At 50.5% G+C, this 19,593-nt stretch carries 20 protein-coding genes; 9 read left to right on the top strand and 11 right to left on the bottom strand.

Annotated features, from left to right (window positions below; genetic code table 11):
* Position 1 precedes the first annotated feature (1 nt).
* Entirely contained in the window at positions 2–814 is an 813-nt protein-coding gene (minD, locus tag LC431_RS04405) for a septum site-determining protein MinD (protein WP_013575324.1), read from the bottom strand.
* 24 nt (positions 815–838) lie between these two features.
* Entirely contained in the window at positions 839–1,528 is a 690-nt protein-coding gene (minC, locus tag LC431_RS04400) for a septum site-determining protein MinC (RefSeq protein WP_013575325.1), read from the bottom strand.
* 136 nt (positions 1,529–1,664) lie between these two features.
* Between minC and LC431_RS04395 the strand changes: the two genes are divergently transcribed.
* The 4 genes from LC431_RS04395 to LC431_RS04380 all read left to right on the top strand — a co-directional run bounded on the left by LC431_RS04395 (position 1,665) and on the right by LC431_RS04380 (position 4,475).
* Positions 1,665–1,937 (top strand): YcgL domain-containing protein, encoded by a 273-nt coding sequence (locus LC431_RS04395; protein WP_013575326.1) that lies wholly within the window; start codon positions 1,665–1,667, stop codon positions 1,935–1,937.
* A gap of 122 nt (positions 1,938–2,059) precedes the next feature.
* Positions 2,060–3,235, top strand: coding sequence for a lytic transglycosylase domain-containing protein (locus LC431_RS04390; protein ID WP_119261578.1), 1,176 nt, complete (start codon positions 2,060–2,062; stop codon positions 3,233–3,235).
* A gap of 26 nt (positions 3,236–3,261) precedes the next feature.
* Complete coding sequence (locus LC431_RS04385) at positions 3,262–3,918, top strand: fumarylacetoacetate hydrolase family protein (protein ID WP_013575328.1); 657 nt, start codon at positions 3,262–3,264, stop codon at positions 3,916–3,918.
* A gap of 107 nt (positions 3,919–4,025) precedes the next feature.
* Positions 4,026–4,475, top strand: a complete 450-nt coding sequence (locus tag LC431_RS04380) for a YcgN family cysteine cluster protein (RefSeq protein WP_013575329.1) — start codon at positions 4,026–4,028, stop codon at positions 4,473–4,475.
* 74 nt (positions 4,476–4,549) lie between these two features.
* On the opposite strand, the gene iraP is transcribed toward LC431_RS04380, so the two are convergent.
* The 5 genes from iraP to nhaB all read right to left on the bottom strand — a co-directional run bounded on the left by iraP (position 4,550) and on the right by nhaB (position 8,904).
* Complete coding sequence (gene iraP, locus LC431_RS04375; protein ID WP_013575330.1) at positions 4,550–4,891, bottom strand: anti-adapter protein IraP; 342 nt, start codon at positions 4,889–4,891, stop codon at positions 4,550–4,552.
* Positions 4,892–5,005: 114 nt separating this feature from the next.
* On the bottom strand, positions 5,006–6,115 hold the full coding sequence (locus LC431_RS04370; RefSeq protein WP_013575331.1) for an AI-2E family transporter: 1,110 nt from the start codon (positions 6,113–6,115) through the stop codon (positions 5,006–5,008).
* A gap of 236 nt (positions 6,116–6,351) precedes the next feature.
* On the bottom strand, positions 6,352–6,549 hold the full coding sequence (locus LC431_RS04365) for a hypothetical protein (protein ID WP_013575332.1): 198 nt from the start codon (positions 6,547–6,549) through the stop codon (positions 6,352–6,354).
* 65 nt (positions 6,550–6,614) lie between these two features.
* A complete protein-coding gene (dsbB, locus tag LC431_RS04360; RefSeq protein ID WP_013575333.1) occupies positions 6,615–7,145 on the bottom strand; it encodes a disulfide bond formation protein DsbB in 531 nt (176 codons plus the stop codon).
* 181 nt (positions 7,146–7,326) lie between these two features.
* Positions 7,327–8,904, bottom strand: a complete 1,578-nt coding sequence (gene nhaB, locus LC431_RS04355) for a sodium/proton antiporter NhaB (RefSeq protein ID WP_013575334.1) — start codon at positions 8,902–8,904, stop codon at positions 7,327–7,329.
* Between the two features lie 244 nt (positions 8,905–9,148).
* Between nhaB and fadR the strand changes: the two genes are divergently transcribed.
* Positions 9,149–9,871, top strand: a complete 723-nt coding sequence (gene fadR / locus LC431_RS04350; RefSeq protein ID WP_013575335.1) for a fatty acid metabolism transcriptional regulator FadR — start codon at positions 9,149–9,151, stop codon at positions 9,869–9,871.
* Positions 9,872–9,992: 121 nt separating this feature from the next.
* Here the strand turns inward: fadR and LC431_RS04345 are convergent, their stop codons facing one another.
* The gene (locus LC431_RS04345) at positions 9,993–11,528 is read right to left on the bottom strand and encodes a SpoVR family protein (protein ID WP_013575336.1); all 1,536 of its coding nucleotides are present in this window, start codon (positions 11,526–11,528) and stop codon (positions 9,993–9,995) included.
* 254 nt (positions 11,529–11,782) lie between these two features.
* Positions 11,783–12,613, bottom strand: coding sequence for an alpha/beta fold hydrolase (locus LC431_RS04340; RefSeq protein ID WP_013575337.1), 831 nt, complete (start codon positions 12,611–12,613; stop codon positions 11,783–11,785).
* A 240-nt stretch (positions 12,614–12,853) separates the two neighbouring features.
* Between LC431_RS04340 and ydfZ the strand changes: the two genes are divergently transcribed.
* The 3 genes from ydfZ (at position 12,854) to dadX (ending at position 16,000) form a co-directional block, all read left to right on the top strand.
* Complete coding sequence (gene ydfZ, locus LC431_RS04335) at positions 12,854–13,072, top strand: putative selenium delivery protein YdfZ (protein ID WP_013575338.1); 219 nt, start codon at positions 12,854–12,856, stop codon at positions 13,070–13,072.
* A gap of 480 nt (positions 13,073–13,552) precedes the next feature.
* A complete protein-coding gene (locus LC431_RS04330; protein WP_013575340.1) occupies positions 13,553–14,854 on the top strand; it encodes a D-amino acid dehydrogenase in 1,302 nt (433 codons plus the stop codon).
* 72 nt (positions 14,855–14,926) lie between these two features.
* Entirely contained in the window at positions 14,927–16,000 is a 1,074-nt protein-coding gene (dadX, locus tag LC431_RS04325) for a catabolic alanine racemase DadX (protein WP_013575341.1), read from the top strand.
* Positions 16,001–16,008: 8 nt separating this feature from the next.
* Here the strand turns inward: dadX and LC431_RS04320 are convergent, their stop codons facing one another.
* Both LC431_RS04320 and nadE read right to left on the bottom strand, forming a co-directional pair.
* The gene (locus LC431_RS04320; RefSeq protein ID WP_037034912.1) at positions 16,009–17,205 is read right to left on the bottom strand and encodes a multidrug effflux MFS transporter; all 1,197 of its coding nucleotides are present in this window, start codon (positions 17,203–17,205) and stop codon (positions 16,009–16,011) included.
* Positions 17,206–17,355: 150 nt separating this feature from the next.
* Entirely contained in the window at positions 17,356–18,186 is an 831-nt protein-coding gene (gene nadE, locus LC431_RS04315; RefSeq protein WP_013575344.1) for an ammonia-dependent NAD(+) synthetase, read from the bottom strand.
* A 467-nt stretch (positions 18,187–18,653) separates the two neighbouring features.
* Between nadE and LC431_RS04310 the strand changes: the two genes are divergently transcribed.
* The gene (locus tag LC431_RS04310; protein ID WP_013575345.1) at positions 18,654–19,418 is read left to right on the top strand and encodes a YdiY family protein; all 765 of its coding nucleotides are present in this window, start codon (positions 18,654–18,656) and stop codon (positions 19,416–19,418) included.
* Positions 19,419–19,593 lie beyond the last annotated feature (175 nt).

Raw genomic sequence — 19,593 nt, 5'->3', positions numbered from 1 at the left:
TTTATCCCCCAAAAAGGCGTTTCAGGAAACTCTTCTTCTCTTCCTCAATGAAACGGAATGCACGTTCTTCCCCAAGCAGACGGCTGACAGTATCGTCATACGCTTTCCCTGCATCGGATTCCTGATCCAGAATGACCGGCTCGCCCTGGTTGGACGCACGCAGTACAGACTGATCTTCCGGGATAACCCCGATCAGAGGAATACGCAGGATTTCCAGCACATCTTCCATGCTCAGCATGTCGCCACGGCTGACACGGCCCGGGTTGTAACGGGTAAGAAGCAGATGTTCTTTGATAGGCTCTAAGCCTTGTTCCGCACGGCGAGATTTTGAAGACAAAATGCCCAGGATGCGGTCGGAGTCACGAACGGAAGAGACTTCTGGGTTGGTGGTGATCACGGCTTCATCGGCGAAATACAACGCCATCAGTGCGCCGGTTTCGATGCCCGCAGGGGAATCGCACACCACGAAATCAAATTCCATTTCGGCTAAATCGTTCAGGATCTTCTCAACGCCTTCGCGGGTCAGTGCGTCTTTATCACGTGTTTGCGAAGCCGGAAGAATAAACAGGTTTTCGGTGCGTTTATCTTTGATAAGCGCCTGATTCAGCGTGGCATCACCCTGGATCACGTTAACGAAATCATAAACCACCCGGCGCTCACAGCCCATAATCAGGTCGAGATTACGCAGACCGATATCGAAATCGATAACTACAGTCTTTTTGCCTTTTTGAGCTAAACCGGTAGCAATGGCCGCGCTTGAAGTGGTCTTGCCAACGCCCCCTTTACCCGATGTAACAACTATGATGCGTGCCATGAATGGATTCCTTGTCAAAAGGGCTTAGTTTAAAGGTTGTATGGTTAACACATTATTTAACAGGCTGAGGCGCGCTGCCTGACCGAGATAATCGGCCGGGATTTGATCACTCAACCAGTATTGCCCTGCGATAGAGACTAGTTCAGCGCCTAACTGCGTGCAAAAAATCTGACAATTTGCATCGCCTGCTGCGCCAGCCAGCGCTCTGCCTCGCATCATGCCGTAGATGTGGATATTGCCATCGGCAATCAGTTCCGCACCTGCGCTGACACTGTTGGTCACGATGAGGTCGCTGTTACGGGCATAAATTTGTTGGCCGGATCTGACCGGAGTACTGACAATGCGGGTTTTAGCCGGTGCATTGTCGGGCACGACAGGAACCGGTGGTTCTGCAGCGATACGCTGTGCGCGGCCTTCACTCAGCAGCGGTAAACCGGTGCGGGAAAGTGCGCGTTTTTGCGCCTCATCTTTGCAACCACTGATGCCAACAATGCGAAAGCCTGCAGAAGCGACAGCCTGTTGAATGTCTTTCCAGTTTGCTTCACCGGTCAGTGAGGCAACGTTGATAACAACAGGGGCATTTTTCAAAAAGGCTGGAGCTTGCTCCACTTTTTCCTGTAATGCCTGGTAAATAACCTCAGGTTGTGAACTATGTAAATGAACAACCGATAAGGTAAAACTGCTGCCTTTTAGTTCTATTGGCGATTGTGACATCTATCCTGACTCAGTCTCAGCAACTCTAAATCCCCGGAATACCACTCGGGGGGCGATATTCCGATGTACGATAAGCATGTTATAGTTACAGTTATATCTAGGCAAGCCACCGTTTCAATAAAATAGAGTTAAAAAAATGCTTTGTGTGATCTATAGAAGTACTAAACGCGACCAGACTTATCTGTATGTCGAAAAAAAAGACGATTTTTCCCGTGTGCCTGAAGAATTACTCAAAGGTTTTGGCGTGCCTCAGTTCTCAATGATGCTAAACCTGGCAAACCGTGAAAAACTTGCCACAGCAGATATTGCTAAAGTGCGTCAGTCGCTGGAAGAGCAGGGTTATTATCTGCAGGTTCCACCGCCGGTAGAAAGTTTATTGAATATTCATCTGAACGACGCCAGTAAATAACGCATTCCTGACATTTGTCTCGGCACTCCTCGAACTTTCAGACGGCATGACTTGCATTCATCTTGGTCGTGCTCAAAGCTTATAGCGATGAATCACTTGCAGAAGTCAAAAGGAAGAAATTGATGAAATTGTCGGCACTGGCCGTGTTAACACCGCTGATCATCCTCAGTGGTTGTGCAGCACAGAAAGCTACCTCAGGGCAACCCTCTACACCATCCACTGCGGCAACACAGCCTGCTGCTGCCGCACCGGCAGCGCCTTCTGGCAAAACGTCTCTGGCTGAACAGGGGCGGGACCCCGCGGAATTCCCGGCTTATGTCGAACAACTCAAAGCACAGGCGCTCTCACAAGGGATCCGCCAGCAGACCATCGACAGCACCTTCGCCAACATTCATTTTGTTGACCGCGTGATCAATTCAGATCGCAATCAGCTCGAAAAGAAAATTACCCTCGACGATTATCTGACACGCGTTCTGCCTGAATGGAAGATTAAACAGGGGCAGGAACAGCTTCAGAGTAATTTGCCTGCGCTGACAAAAGCCAGCGAACGTTATGGGGTTCAGCCGCAGTACATTGTGGCGTTATGGGCGATGGAAAGCAGCTTCGGCAAAATTCAGGGTAAAGAGGATGTATTCTCTGCGCTGGCCACACTGGCCTTCGAAGGACGTCGTGAAGCCTTCTTCACCAAAGAATTTATGTCGGCGCTTAAAATTGTCGATTCCGGTAAAGCCACCAGCGACATGATGAAAGGTTCCTGGGCGGGTGCGATGGGGCAGTCGCAGTTTATGCCAAGTTCTTATCTGACTTACGGCGCTGACGGTAACGGCGACGGCAAGATAGACATCTGGGCAAACACCGATGATGTTTTTGCTTCCACGGCCAATTATTTGGCGAAAGAAGGCTGGAAAGGCGATCAGGGCTGGGGCCAGGAAGTGAAATTACCGGCTAACTTTGATGGCGCTCTGTCGGGGCTGAAAAATAACCAGATGCATCCGGCCAGCTACTGGCAGCAGCGCGGCGTGACGCAAGTTGACGGCAGCCCGCTAATGTCGACAGCGACCCGTTCATGGATTATCACACCGGATGACACGCAGGGGCGCGCGTTCCTGGTTTACGATAACTTCCGTACGATCATGCACTGGAACCGTTCAACCTATTTCGCGCTGAGTATCGGCATGATGGCGGATGGTATTATGGGCTCGCAGTCACCGGTGGTTTCCGGCGATTTAGCACCGGCGACAACTCCGGCGCCTTCTGCACCGTTAGCGCCAGCACCGCATAATCCGTTCAGCGGCTGAAATTCCTAACTTCAAGGAGTAGCTGTATGTACCAACACAGAGACTGGCACGGCGCATTACTGGATTTTCCGGTCAACAAAGTCGTGTGTGTCGGCAGTAACTACGCCGATCATATTAAAGAGATGGGCGGGCAGAAAGCGGCGGAACCGGTGTTATTTATCAAGCCGGAAACCGCTTTGTGCGATTTCCGCCAACCCATCGTCATCCCGAAGGATCTCGGTGCGGTACATCATGAAGTCGAACTGGCGGTACTTATCGGCACACCACTGAAGCAGGCGACGGAAGATCGCGTCGCCAATGCTATCGCTGGTTACGGGCTGGCACTTGACCTGACGCTGCGGGATTTGCAGTCGACGTTCAAACAAGCCGGACAACCCTGGGAAAAAGCCAAAGGGTTTGACGGTTCCTGCCCGATGAGCGGATTTATTCCGGTAAGTGAATTTGGTGATGCACAACAGGCTGAACTGCGGTTAGAGATCAATGGAGAAGTGCGTCAGAGCGGGAATACCCGCGATATGCTGACGCCGCTTCTGCCGCTGATTGCCTATATGAGCCGCTTCTTCACGCTGCGCGCGGGCGATATCATTCTGACCGGTACACCACACGGCGTCGGCCCGCTAAAAGCGGGTGATGAAATTGTGGCTACACTTAATGGTAAACAGGTAAGTTCCCGCGTGATCTGACGGCGTTTTTCCTCTCCGCCGGAACCCATTTCCGGCGGCTTTACTTGCATCTGCAGGCTAAAGCGTCTATATAAGCACCCTCATTTTCTTTATACCGGATGCACATTATGACTGAACCCGCTTTTTGGCAGCACAAAACGCTGTCTGAAATGACCGACGAAGAATGGGAAGCATTGTGCGACGGCTGCGGACAATGCTGCCTGCATAAGCTGATCGACGAAGACACCGATGAAATCTATTTCACCAACGTCGCCTGTAACCAGCTCAACATCAAGTCTTGCCAGTGTCGTAACTATGAACGTCGTTTCACGCTGGAAGAAGATTGCATTAAACTGACCCGCGAAAACCTGACAACCTTCGACTGGCTGCCGCCAACCTGCGCCTATCGCCTGATCGGCGAAGGACGCCCGCTGCTTCCCTGGCATCCGCTGCTGAACAAAGCATCGAAATCGGCCATGCATACAGCGCAGATCTCCGTACGCTACATCGCCGTGCGCGAAGACGACGTTGAAGACTGGCAGGATCACATCCTGAATAAGCCAAGCTGGGCCAGATAACCGATTTTGCCCGCAATCAGAAAACAAAAAGCCCCGGCAATCATTGCCGGGGCTTTTTATTACGAATTTTTACACTAAATCTCAGAGTCGGGTCTGACACCGTTCATGGCGCTGAGTGCTTCGGCATCCAGTTCAGGATCTTCTTTATCAATCAGTCGGGTCAGTTCAATGAGTGCCTGGAATTGCTCGAACAAAATCTTAGCGTCTGATTTAAGCATCTCATCAGCAGAGTCCAGCACTGAGTTGATGGCTTTGTTCACGCTTTCGATAATTTCCTGGGGGCCGCCATTTTTGCCGACAGTTAAAAATATAGCACTCAGCAAAAGGGACTGAGCCTCAACCTGTGCGGTAAGTTGCTTGGAATCCGCTTCCATGTGGGAGATTTTTGCGACCATACTTAAGATGATATTTTTCATTCATTGCCCCTTCAGACAAAGAGTATCTATTGCTTCTTATTTCTACGCCAGGTTATGAAAACTTCATAATCATATTTGGTAAAACTCGGTGGATTGTCGCAGTTGCTGAGAGCCTCAGGCATCTGGATGGTTTTTCCCTTCTTCGATAAAGTCTTCATTAATCTCATCGGTATTGTTCTGATGATCCCGGCCGGAAAGAATGTTCCAGCAGGCGATGAATAACGCGGCAATCAGCGGGCCAATCACGAAGCCATTGATGCCATACACTTCCATACCGCCAAGTGTGGTGACCAGGATAAGATAATCCGGCATTTTGGTGTCTTTGCCGACCAGCAGCGGACGTAACACGTTATCCACGATGCCGATGACCACCACGAAGAAGGCCACAATAAAGATCCCCTGCCACAGCATCCCGGAGGCGAAGAAATAAATCGCCGCAGGCACCCAGATAATGGCTGAACCCACTGCCGGAATGATCGACAGGAACGCCATCAGAGCACCCCAAAGCAGGCTTCCGTCCAGACCGGCGATGTAAAACGCAATACCGCCCAGCGCGCCCTGTACAACCGCCACCACAACGGTGCCTTTTACTGTCGCGCGAGAAACTGCTGCAAACTTCATAAACAGATGATGCTTTACATACCGTGACAACGGCAGGGTGGCGAGTGTCAGATTGACCAGGTAAGCGCCATCCTTGATCAGGAAGAACAGGATATACAGCATGATGCCGAAACCCACGACAAAGCCGAATGTGCTCTTACCTATTACGAAAACGCTGCCAGCCAGATACTGACTACCTTGCAGTGCCACATCAGAAAGTTTTTTCTGAATCTCAGCGGTGCTGTCGAGATCATGGTCTGACAGGAAGTGCCGTGCCCATCGTGGTAAATGATGGATGAAATCCGCCAGGATCACGGGCAGCTGTGTCTGATTTCCCTGCAGTTTGGTATAAACCGCATTGAATTCAAGTGCCAGCGACGAGGTTATAATCGCCAGAGGGGTGAAGACAATCAGACAAATAATCAAAACGGTCAGCAGAGAGACCACACCGTTGCGATCACCGACAACCTGTTTCAGCCGATTTTTTAACGGATTGAAGATGACGGCGAGAATAATGGCCCATAGTACGGAAGAGTAGTAAGGCCTTAATACATCGAAAAAAGCCAAAGTTACGATAAAAAGAATTGCGATGAAAAAGCCTTTTGAAAAACCTTTAATGAACATTTTTGTTCCTCTGATAAATCTTTTAGCCCTCGTAGCATAGAATGCATTGACGAATTTACAAACGTAGGTCTTTTTTTGTGCAGTGTGTTGTGTGCAGAAGGGGGAAGGGGGGAATCTTACCTCTGATCAAAAGCAACGCCGGGATTAATGGAACTCCGCCATTGCACCCGCGTTAATACCTGTCATTCCATTTCCGTTAAACGTCACTGTCGATTTCTATCCCTGATGTTTAAATTTTATTTAAACAGACCGTATAACACGAAACCAGCGACGACCCAGAAGGCGACGCAGGCTCCAACACAAATGATCCAAATGGCCCAGACGGGAAGATTTTTCATTGCACGTTCCAATAATGGTAATAAAAAGCACAGAGGCAGAAAGCCCGTGTTGACCGGGCGCTGCAGATAATACATCACGTCTGTTTTGGAAAACATCTTCTCCTCCACAGACATAAAAAAAGCGCCATCAGAGGCGCTTTTCCGTGTCAGCAAGGACTGAATTAACGACCAAATAAATCGCGACGTTTTGGTTTAACGAACTGAGCCAGCAGCACCAGAACAGCAATCACCATAAACACGCTGAAAATCACGACCAGCCACTGTGGCATGCCCAGTGACAGGAATTCCCACTGTTTTTCTGCACAATCACCGCTGGCGATAAACATCCACGGGAACCATTTGTCCAGTGGCAACCAGCTTGGGAAACGCGCGGCAAAATCACAGGTGGCGAACGGAGAAGGGTGCAACTGAATCATGGTGTGTTCCCATGACAGGCGGATACCTTCGTAAGCACTGTAGAGCCAGATGAGGATCCCGGCATAGCGTAACCATGTGGAAGGTGCGATAGCACCGACGAGGCCAGCCAGCAGAATACCCATCAGAGCACAACGTTCATAAATACACATGACACAGGGCTTAAGTAACATCACGTGTTGGAAATACAATGCAACCAGCTCAAGTGCCAGTGCAGTCAGAGCCATCAGAAGCCATGCACCGCGACCTTGTGAACAGCGGTTAAGATATTGCAACATAGAAAATTTTTCCCTGCAGTTAGCTACTGACACGCAGTGTAAACCAATTGCTTGCTGCTGCCAGCCTGTCCGAATCAATATTCGGTAAATAATTAATATAAATCGGACAATTCGACTTTAAATTCTGTAATTTCCTGAGTGAAGGTGCTTACAGGAGATTACTGACTCAATCTTTCCTTCATCAATGCACCGGCATGATCTCAGTTACCGGGGGCAAACTCAGCCATCCCATGTCGCTGTACCACTGGGTCATATCGGGCAACAGATACTGAACACACAACAGGCCGACGAGTGTCATGACCACAGTGTACGGCAATGCCATCCAGACCATCCTTCCGTAAGAAAGCCGGATCAGCGGTGCAAGGGCAGAAGTCAGCAGGAACAGGAAGGCTGCCTGACCATTGGGTGTCGCCACTGAAGGCAGGTTGGTGCCGGTATTAATGGCCACGGCCAGCATCTCAAATTGTTTCAGATCGATAATGCCATTTTCCAGCGCCGATTTGGCTTCATTGATGTAGACCGTACCGACGAAAACGTTATCTGAAACCGATGAGAGCAAACCGTTGAACAGGTAAAAGAGTGAAAGCTGGTTGGACGGTGCAGCCTGAAGCACAAAATGAATGATCGGGCTGAACAGATGCTGTTCGACGATCACGGCAACAATGGCAAAAAATACCGTCAGCAGGGCAGTGAACGGCAGTGAATCCTGGAATGCCTTGCCGATGGCATGTTCATCCGTCACGCCACATAACGCGGTTGCAAAGATAATCACCGTCAGGCCGATCAGGCCAACCTCAGCGAGATGGAATGCCAGCGCAACAATCAGCCACACACCAATCACCGCCTGCACAGCCAGTTTTATACGCTCCTGCTTCGTGTTGTTCTCGCTGTTCTTTTGATCAAACTTTTTAAGCACTTCATACACCGGATGTGGCAGTTGCGCACCATAACCAAACCAGCGGAAGCGTTCTACCAGCGCACATACGATAAATCCGCAGAAAAAGACCGGCACGCTGACCGGTGACATACGGATCAGAAAATCGATGAATTGCCAGCCTGCGCTTTTCGCGATGATCAGGTTTTGCGGTTCGCCAACCATCGTCATCACGCCACCCAGCGCGGTACCGACACCAGCGTGCATCATCAGGCTGCGTAAAAATGCGCGGAATTGTTCAAGCACAGCCTGATGCTGCTGATTGCCGGTAAAAGAGCTGTCGTCATTGACCTCAGTATTTTCATTCTGATTTGAAGCAACGTTGTGATAAATGGAATAAAAGCCCACTGAAACGCTGATCACCACGGCAATAACGGTCAGTGCGTCCAGGAATGCGGAAAGAAAGGCGGCAGCAAAACAAAACGCCAGTGAAAGGGCAATTTTATTGCGCAGATTCAACAACAATTTGGTGAACACGGTTAACAGCAACTGCTTCATGAAATAGATGCCAGCGACCATGAAAATCAGCAGCAAGATGACTTCCAGATTAGCAGACACTTCTTCGCGGATCCGTCCTGCGCTGGTCATGCCGATCATGACGGCTTCGATGGCGAGCAATCCACCCGGCTGAAGCGGGTAGCATTTAAGCGCCATACCTAATGTGAAAATGAACTCAATCACCAGCAACCAGCCCGCGATAAAGGGACTGATGAGGAAGAAAATCAGCGGGTTAACAATCAGAAAAACCAGAATTGCTATTTTGTACCAGTTTGGTGACTGGCCAAGAAAATTCTTTATGAATGCGCGGCTGTAGGTTGTTTCCATATTGCCCAAAGGTCCTTTATATATATTTTATTAATGTTTCAAAAAGATAGGTAAGTTTAATCGTCTGACTGGATTTTTCAATAATAAAGGGCGATGCAATAAATCCATGAAAAATGTGAAATTCTGTCAGCCCACCCACAGTTTCAACATTACTTCCGTCGGGACGCTATAACAGGGCATTTTCATCTGGTATGATGAGATGAACTATATCCCTAATAAAAGCCCCACACGGAACGACAAACACATGGTTATTAAGGCACAAAGTCCTGCCGGTTTTGCCGAAGAGTATATCATCGAAAGTATCTGGAATAGCCGCTTCCCTCCGGGTTCAATTTTGCCTGCTGAAAGAGAGCTTTCAGAACTCATTGGTGTAACCCGAACCACATTGCGTGAAGTGTTACAGCGGCTTGCCCGCGATGGATGGTTAACCATTCAGCACGGTAAACCGACGAAAGTGAATAATTTCTGGGAAACATCCGGCCTGAATATTCTTGAAACGCTGGCGCGTCTGGATCATGACAGCGTACCGCAGCTGATTGATAATTTGCTGTCTGTGCGTACCAACATCGCGACGATCTTTATCCGCAAGGCGATGCGTACCAACCCGGAAGAAACCCAACAGGTTCTCGCGAAAGCGACTCAGGTTGAAGATCATGCCGAAGCCTTTACGGCGCTCGATTACGGCATTTTCCGTGGTCTGGCATTCGCCTCTGGCAACCCGATTTATGGTTTGATCATCAACGGACTGCGCGGTCTTTATACGCGCGTCGGACGCTATTACTTCTCCAATCCTGAAGCGCGCAAACTGGCGATCACTTTCTATAAAAAGTTGTCTGATATCTGCCACGAGAAAAGCTATGAGCAGATTGTGGATTGTGTGCGAAATTATGGCCGTCAGAGCGGTGAAATCTGGCACAGCATGCAGGGTGCTATGCCGGGTGACCTGGCCGAACAAAAACATCGTTAATTCCCTTTATCCTTCAAACAGTCTCATCGTTGGCTGCCTCGATATAATTTGAAGGATTGAGGGAGCCAGTAATAACAAAAGGGCGCTTAGCGCCCTTTTTTAATGCCTGAAAATGGAAATTTTACAGCGGTGTCGGACGTGGCGGGCAACGTTCGAGTAACTCGACGCTGCCGTCTTCATTGAGTTGCTCGATAAAGACATCGAAGCCCCACAGGCGGTGGACGTGTTTCATCACTTCACGGCGGCTTTTATCAAGCGGTGCCCGGTCCTGCGGAATGTAGCGTAATGTCAGCGAGCGGTCTCCGCGCAAATCCACATTCCAGACCTGAATATTCGGTTCGTGATTACTCAGATTATACTGCGCCGACAACTCCTGACGGATTGCACGGTAGCCCTCCTCATTGTGGATCGCGGCGATTTCCAGATAATTATTGTGATCGTCATCGAGCACCGTAAACAGACGGAAATCACGCATCACTTTCGGTGACAGGAACTGGCTGATGAAGCTCTCGTCTTTAAAGTCACGCATCGCAAAATGCAGCGTGTCGAGCCAGTCTGAACCGGCGATATCCGGGAACCAGTAACGGTCTTCCTCCGTCGGCTCCTGACAGATACGCTTGATATCCTGCATCATCGCGAAACCCAGAGCATACGGGTTGATACCACTGTAATACGGGCTGTTATAAGGCGGCTGATACACCACATTCGTGTGACTGTGCAGGAACTCCAGGATGAAACGGTCGGAGACTTTTCCTTCGTCATACAGATGATTCAGGATGGTGTAATGCCAGAATGTCGCCCAGCCTTCGTTCATGACCTGAGTTTGTTTCTGCGGATAAAAATACTGGCTGATTTTACGCACAATGCGCAAAATTTCTCTCTGCCAGGATTCCAGCAGAGGTGCATTTTTTTCCATAAAATACAACAGGTTTTCCTGCGGTTCCGGCGGGAAACGTCGCGCCTGTTCTGGTGCGTCTACACTGTCTTTGCGTGGCAGCGTTTTCCACAGAGAATTCACCTGACTTTGCAGGTATTCCTCACGGCTTTTTTGCCGCGCCAGTTCTTCCTGCAGGGAGATTTTTTGCGGACGTTTATAGCGGTCAACGCCGTAATTCATCAGCGCGTGACAGGAATCCAGCAACCGTTCAACTTCATCGACACCATAGCGTTCCTCGCATTCACTGATATAACGCTTGGCGAACAGCAGGTAATCGACGATGGAACTGGCATCGGTCCAGCTTCTGAACAGATAGTTATTTTTGAAGAAAGAGTTATGCCCGTAGCAGGCATGGGCCATCACCAGCGCCTGCATGGTGATCGTATTTTCTTCCATCAGATAAGCGATACACGGGTTGGAGTTAATGACGATTTCGTACGCCAGACCTTGTTGTCCGTGCTTATACAGCTGTTCGGTTTCGATGAATTTCTTCCCGAACGACCAGTGAGTGTAATTGATCGGCATGCCAATGCTGGAATAGGCATCCATCATTTGTTCGGAAGTGATGATCTCGATTTGATGCGGATAAGTTTCAAGCCGGTAGGACTTCGCCACCCGGTCAATCTCTTCGAGATAGGTTTGCAATAACTCAAACGTCCAGTCCGGTCCATCGCTAAGACGTTTGTCCTCAGTTTTTTGCTTTTGGGTCACTGTCGTCATAAGCCGCACCCTCATTCAGTTATGGACGCTACAGAGTGTTTGATTCACAACCTTTTCTTAAGATTTCGCACGTCCATTGATAATCGTAGCTCAATCTGAGTGTGTCGTTAGATAAACACCATGAATCCATTCCTCAACAAATCTATATCCTTAAGGCCGGAGACTGTCAATCGGCGGGCAATAAAGAGCCCAAAGCCGCGTACAGTCTGGCTTTGGGCGAACAATATCAGGAGACAGGCGCAAACAGAGGGGGATTAACTGCGGATAAATTCTAACAAATCCTGATTTATCTGATTCTTGTGTGTGCTGCACAGACCATGAGATGCGCCCGCATAAACCTTACCTTTGCCATTTGGCAACAACTTAAGCGCAGCTTCGCTGGAGGAAGCGGGTGGCACAATCTGGTCATCATCACCGTAAATCACCAGCGTCGGGATCGTCATCTTCTTCAGGTCTTCGCGCTGATCGGTTTCAGAAAACGCTTTAACACAATCATAAAGTGCTTTTATTGAACCCTGCATACCCTGGAGCCAGAAACTTTGGCGTAAACCTTCTGACACCTCAGCACCGGGGCGGTTGAAACCATAAAATGCGTCGGGCAAGTCCAGGAAAAATTGGGAACGATCTTTCGTCACACCGCCACGGATACCATCGAAAACAGAAAGAGGTAATCCTCCGGGATTGAAATCTGTTTTGATCATAATCGGTGGCACTGCACCAATTAATACCGCTTTTGCCACCCGCGAGGTGCCGTGCCTGCCAATATAACGGGCAACTTCGCCGCCGCCGGTAGAGTGCCCGACGTGTATCGCGTCTTTGAGATCCAGATAAGCCGTCAGTTCGGCCATGTCATCTCCGTACTGGTCCATATTATTGCCTTCCCATGACTGAGAAGAACGCCCGTGTCCGCGGCGGTCGTGGGCAATAACGCGATAACCATGTTCTGCCAGAAACAGCATCTGATCTTCAAAAGCATCCGACGACAGGGGCCAGCCGTGACTAAAAACCACCGGCTGTCCGCTGCCCCAATCCTTATAAAAAAGTTGTGTACCATCTTTAAGCTTCAGAAAGTTTGAGTTATTCACAATCGACTCCTTATTGCTGAAAATTGCTGAAATGAACGGTGCAAAACAGAAACCGATTGAAGTGTAGGTCAGTAATTGCGTCGTTGCGATATGAGTCACATTTTTAAAATGGCAACGTGGCGGGACAGGGTATGAAATTTAACCTGATACTTAGCAGGGTTTATATATTGAAACTTAATTTTTACGGGTATAGCATTAACCCGCTATTGTTTGTTATTGATGCTTTAGGAGGTCAAGAAAATGGTAAATACCTTTACTTATGATAGATATAGAAATCGTATCGGCCAGGGCGTTCGTGTAATGGATGCCGAAACGGGCGTTACCGGCAAAATTACCGCGTTCAGGGTGAAATCGAGTTCACCGGAAGAAATTCGCCGCGAAAGTTGTGTGCAACTGGAAGGGCAGACGGGCCTGTTTAAACCTGTCTCTCTGATGAGACTGGAAACGACGTCTGCCTGATTTTTTCTGTTACGCCGGTAAATTCCCGCAATATAAGGCCACTATGAATAGTGGCCTTAATGTTTTACGCAGCCACTTCGGCTTTGCCTCGTTTTATAAATCCCCGTTCAACCTGAACGTCAATTCTCCGCGCAGCGTGAGGGAATATCACATGCCTGTTTTTTTGTGGTGTTTTATTCCGACAATTGGCTTGTATACAAGAATAAAAACCTGCAGCAAAACTGCCCCTGATGCGTCGGGAGTCTTGTGACATCAATGCAATCAATGCTGTCATTACGCCATAAATTTCTTGCCGCATGGCCGGAATGTTGCGGAATATCGTTATTTATTTCTGGCTATTGAAATAAATGCTGTCATGAACGATAAATAAATGTGAAAGACCTCACGGTTGTGAGTGCCTGTGTTGGTGATTTTTCTTAGTCAGGTTAATTTCCTGTCATCAGAATATTATGCTTTGTTTTGTCGTGGAGTGGAGTCGATATGCGTGTGGTGATTTTAGGCAGTGGTGTGGTCGGTGTCGCCAGTGCATGGTATCTGGCTAAAGCGGGTCATCAGGTGACGGTTATTGACCGCCAGTCCGGCCCGGCAGAAGAAACCAGTGCGGGTAATGCAGGACAGATCTCACCGGGCTATGCTGCGCCGTGGGCGGCTCCGGGGGTTCCGGTCAAAGCCGTCAAATGGATGTTCCAGAAGCACGCGCCTCTGGCGATTCGCCTCGACGGAACACAGTTCCAGCTTAAATGGATGTGGCAAATGTTGCGTAACTGCAACATGGACCACTATCAGACCAACAAAAGCCGCATGGTGCGTCTGGCGGAATACAGCCGTGACTGCATGAAAGCGTTACGCGAAGATACCGGCATTCAGTACGAGGGTCGGCAGGGCGGCACGTTGCAGCTTTTCCGCACCGCGCAGCAGTTTGAAAGCGCAGCCAAAGACATTGCGGTGCTGGAAGACGCCGGTGTGCCGTATCAGTTGCTCGAATCCAGCCAGCTGGCGACTGCAGAACCGGCGCTGGCTCAGGTTGCGCACAAACTGACCGGCGGCCTGCGTTTACCCAATGATGAAACCGGCGACTGCCAGATGTTTACCCGCAAGCTGGCAGACATGGCGCGTCAGGCGGGAGTTATCTTCGAATTTAACCGCACGGTGGATAAGCTGCATATTGAAAATGGCGAAATCACTGGCGTGCAGTGTGGCAATGAGTTCGTCAGGGCGGATGCATACGTGGTGGCATTCGGATCGTATTCCACCGCGTTGCTGCGTGATCTGGTCTCTATTCCGGTTTATCCGCTGAAAGGCTATTCCCTGACGATTCCGATTACTGATCCGGCTTCTGCGCCGGTGTCTACCGTACTTGATGAAACCTATAAAATTGCTATCACCCGTTTTGATGACCGCATCCGCGTCGGCGGTATGGCGGAGATTGTCGGCTTCAACCTGAAGCTGGCGCAGGCGCGCCGCGAAACGCTGGAGATGGTGGTCAAAGATCTCTATCCGAACGGCGGCAACGTCGAACAGGCCACGTTCTGGACGGGGTTGCGTCCGATGACGCCGGATGGCACGCCGATTGTCGGGCGTACGCGCATTAAGAATTTGTATCTCAATACCGGCCACGGCACGCTGGGCTGGACGATGGCCTGCGGCTCCGGGCAGTTGCTCTCGGACATTATGTCCGGCGTGACGCCTGCGATCCCATCCGATGATCTCTCGGTTGAGCGTTACAGCCCGGATTTCATTGCCCGTCCGGCTGGCCCGCACAAAATGCATCCGGTAGGCTGAACCTGCTGTAATCCGATCCCATGCGGGGTTTGATACCGCATGGTTTTTACTTTGCTTATTGCCGGAGCTGGTATGCCTCGCCCGATTTCAGCCACATTGTCTCAGTCTGCGTTAACTCAAAACCTGAACATCATTCGCGGTTTTGCCCCCAACAGTAAAGTCTGGACGGTGGTGAAAGCCAACGGCTACGGCCACGGTATATCCCGTATCTGGCGCAGTTTATCCGCCACTGACGGTTTCGCTTTACTCGATTTCAATGAGGCGATTTTACTGCGTGAGTCCGGCTGGCAGGGACCGATATTACTGCTTGAAGGTTTTTTTACCGCAGAGGATCTGGCTATTGTTGATAAATATCGCCTGACCACGGCCGTACACAGCGAATGGCAGATAAAAGCCCTTGCGCAGGCCAGCATCAGCCTGCCGGTCAGTATCTACCTGAAAGTAAACAGTGGCATGAACCGCCTGGGTTTTGCGCCTGAGCGCGCCGGTGCTGTCTGGCAGCAGTTACGTGAGCTGAAGCAGGTGGGGGAAATCACGCTGATGAGCCATTTCGCCACCGCTGACAGTGTGGAAGGTGTCGATGCGCAGATGAGTGTGATTAACCTCGCCGGGCAAAACATTCGCGGCCCGCGATGTCTGGCCAATTCCGCTGCGACGCTGTGGCATCCGCATACACATCATGACTGGATCCGTCCGGGAATTATTATCTATGGCGCGTCGCCAAGCGGTGAGTGGAAAGATATTGCGCATACCGGTCTGCAACCGGTAATGACGCTTAAAAGTGAGCTGATTGCCGTACAGGAACTTAACGCCGGTGCGCGCGTGGGTTACGGCGGGCGTTACAGTGTAACTCGTCCTCAGCGTATCGGCGTGGTGGCCTGTGGCTATGCGGACGGATATCCGCGCCATGCGCCTTCCGGTACACCGGTTTGGGTAGACGGCGTGCGAACGACGACGACGGGCACGGTTTCAATGGATATGCTGGCTGTGGATTTAACGCCATGCCCGCAGGCGCAGATGGGTGCGCCGGTTGAGTTGTGGGGGAATAATTTACCGGTGGATGACGTGGCAACAGCGGCCGGTACGCTGGGTTACGAACTGCTGAGTGCGCTGGCACCCCGCGTACCGGTGTCGACAATCGGTTAAAAAACGTATTACTGTCCCAGGCGGGTCAGCTGGCCCGTCGATTTTTTGCTGGCGCGTCGAGCCAGCATCGCCAGACATCCTCCTGCCAGCATCACCAGCGACAGACTCAGCTTAGGCTGCAACGGTAATGCCATCGCGATAAAACCAAGTAGTGCACCGCCCGCCATTTGCACCGAACCTGCCAGTGCCGAAGCCACGCCTGCTTCACCGGAGAACGGTTCCAGCGCATAACTGGTGGCCGGGCCCATAAGGAAAGCCAGACCGGCACAGGCGCTGGCGACTGGCACCATATACAGCCAGGTTGCTGTTTGTTCCGCAGGCGGAACCAGCGTGATCCCAGCGATTAGCCCGAGACAGCCAATAAACATCAGGATGCCGCCTGTTTTCAGACATACCGGACGCCCCACTTTGCGGATAATCCGGTTGGCGATAAAGCTCATCCCCATGATCCAGAATCCGTTTGCGCCGAATACCAGTGAAAACTGCAGTGGCGTCAGCCCGGCAGTGTTCATCAAAACGGTCGGCGCCAGTGAGACATACGTCAGCGCCATACCCATTGCACCTGCATTCACCAGAGCAAAAGTAATGAAACGCGCATTGAATAAAATGCGGGCGTACTGACGGAATGGCAGGCCGGTGTTGGTCTGCGTATCAGCAGGGCGAGTCTCAGGCAGTTTGAATATAACCAGCAGTAAGACAGCCAGTGTATAACCGGTTAATGCCCAGAACGGCGCACGCCAGCCATAATATTGCGCAATCAGGCCACCGATCAGCGGTGCCAGTGCCGGAATGATATTCAGCGTGCCATTGAGGAAACCATATGCACGGGCGGCATCGTTGCCACTCATCCGGTCGCGTACGCCGCTGAAAATCACCACGGAAGTGCAGCACACTGCCAGTCCCTGAATGACGCGGGATAATAAAAACATCCACGGTGTTACGGAGGTCGCGGCAACTATCGCCCCTGCCAGATACACCATGACGCCGATAATGGCGATCGGGCGACGACCAAATTTATCCACCAGCGGACCGGCCACCAGTTGTCCCAGCCCCATCACCAGAATAAATAATGAAATCGAGGACTGAATGACCGCCTCGGTGCTCTGTAAACCGAGCGCGATGGCGGGAATGGCGGGCAGGTACAAATCAATACCTAAAGGGCCAAGCAGCACCATGCTCAGCAGCAGGAAAAGGAATTTTTGCATTGAAAACATCACTGTCAGTCATCCGAAAGGAGGCTAAGGGTAATGATTTCGTTAATGAATGGAAAGAAGCTTGTGATAATCAGACCGGCGGGCGCTGTGAATAAAAACGGACACCCGCAGGTGTCCGTGATCTAAGCGGTGACGAAAGACTTATTTTTTCTTCCAGAAATCATCAAACACCGTGACCGGCGGCTGACGTTTATGTTCAGTGCGCAGGTACCAGCCCTCAATGATGGTGGCATATTTATCGTCGATTTTCTTGCCTTCCAGATAGTCGTCGATCAGTTCGTAAGTTACGCCGAGTGCGGCTTCATCTGGCAAGGCAGGGCGGTTATCTTCAAGGTCAGCGGTCGGGGCTTTCGTATAGAGATGTTCCGGGCAACCCAATTCTTTGAGCAGGGCTTTTCCCTGACGCTTGTTCAGACGGAAAATCGGGTTAATGTCCGTGCCGCCATCACCGTATTTAGTGAAGAAACCGGTCACGGCTTCGGCAGCATGATCAGTCCCGACCACCACGCCTTTTTTCATCCCGGCGATGCTGTACTGCGCTTTCATGCGCTCGCGGGCCTTTTCGTTGCCTTTAATGAAATCGCTCAGTTCGATACCGATTTCACGTAAGGTCGCTTCGCTTGCCAGGACGGCATTCTTGATATTAACGGTCAGAACCTGATCTGGCTGGATGAACGCAATGGCATCCTGGCAGTCCGATTCATCAGCTTGCACGCCATATGGCAAGCGCACCGCAATGAACTGGTAAGCGCTATCATTTGTTTGTGCGCGTAATTCGCTAATTGCTGTTTGGCAAAGTTTGCCGGTAAGAGTAGAATCTTGCCCGCCGCTGATACCCAGAACCAGTGTCTTGATGAACGGGTGGGCCAGCAGATAACTTTTGAGAAAATCGACGCTGACACGAACTTCCTGTGCGGCATCGATGTGGGGTTTGACGTGCAGAGCCTGAATAATCTCTTGTTGTAAAGCCATGACCACTCCTCCTGAAGGCTGCCTTCGAGGAACCCGAGGCAAAAATAAGACGTTATCAGCACAAAACTACCCCGCATCGCTCAAAAGGACAAGATTCAGCGACGAGTTAGGCGGAAATCTGTACGCTGCCGGCTCGCAATATTTCGAACCAAAGTGGCGGGAAGACGTAAAGTGTGGCGCGTAATGAACCATTTCCATTCCTCATTGAAATAAGAAATCAATGCAAGAAAGGGTAATGATTTTGTATGTTTCTATTGCCGGAAATATATGTCACTCGGAACTATCCAAAAAAGCCGCTTTATTAAGATATTCCGGGCTGAGTGCGTTATATTTGTTGCGGTAGAAATATTTGTATGCATATGCCATCGAAATGGAGTTGCCAGGCTTGATTAACGGATCCTAATTAATGGCATAAATCGTGTGGTTCCAGTCTCGTTATTTGCCTTAAGTCTTATTGGGGAAACAAAATGTTTTTTCGGGTTGTACGTCGTTTACCAGCTTGTGCCGTAGTCTGCGGTGCAGCGCTGTTCAGTATTTCAAGCCTTGCAGACACCACCATCTTCACCGCGTTAGATGATCCGGCTCAGGCGAAAAAGCCGTTCGAGGGCAATATTCAGGCGGGTTACAGTGCGCAAACCGGTAACACCAGCAACTCCACGCTGAATGCTGATACCACCATGACCTGGTTTGATACCAACACGGCTAACAGCCTGTGGGGTTCTGCGCGTAACACCTCTTCTTCCGGTGTGCGTTCATCCGAGAAGTATCAGGCCGGTGCCCGTACGCGTTATAACCTTGACAACGCGAACTATATTTTCGGTCAGGGGAGCTGGCTGAGCGACCGTTATAACGGTTACCGTTCGCGGACTGTGGGCGCTGTCGGTTATGGTCGTCAGATCTGGAGCGGCCCGGTTCATACGCTGAACCTGGAAGCAGGTCCTGGTGTTCGTCATGATGAATTCGAACAGGGCGGTAACACCACTCGTGCGCTGGCTTACGCTTCAGGCACTTACGGTTACCAGATCAGCGACACTGCGCGCTTCACGCAGGGTGTTTCTGTATTAGCGAACGACGAAACTACGCTGAACTCAGAAACCGCGCTGACCGTTGCGATCAACTCCCACTTCTCGTTGAAAGTGGCGTATGACGTAACCTATAACACCAAACCACCAGCCAGTGCGCCGGATAAAACCGACACCGTGACGTCTGTAAACCTGGTGTACGGTCTGTAATTTCCCCCGGGGAATTATGCAGAAAAGCCGGAGGAGAAATCCTCTGGCTTAATAAGATGGTCACCCCCACCCTGTGAGCGGTACGCTGACAGGGTGTTTTTCTTTCTGAAGGGGATCATCATGCAAAACGTTACGCTCATCGGTATTGACCTCGGCAAGCATTCGTTCCATGTCC

The organism is Rahnella sp. GSA61A (assembly GCF_019969905.1).
GTDB classification, from domain to species: domain Bacteria; phylum Pseudomonadota; class Gammaproteobacteria; order Enterobacterales; family Enterobacteriaceae; genus Rahnella; species Rahnella aceris.
Note: the sequence above shows the minus strand (reverse complement) of the source record. Positions and strands in the feature narration are given on the sequence as shown.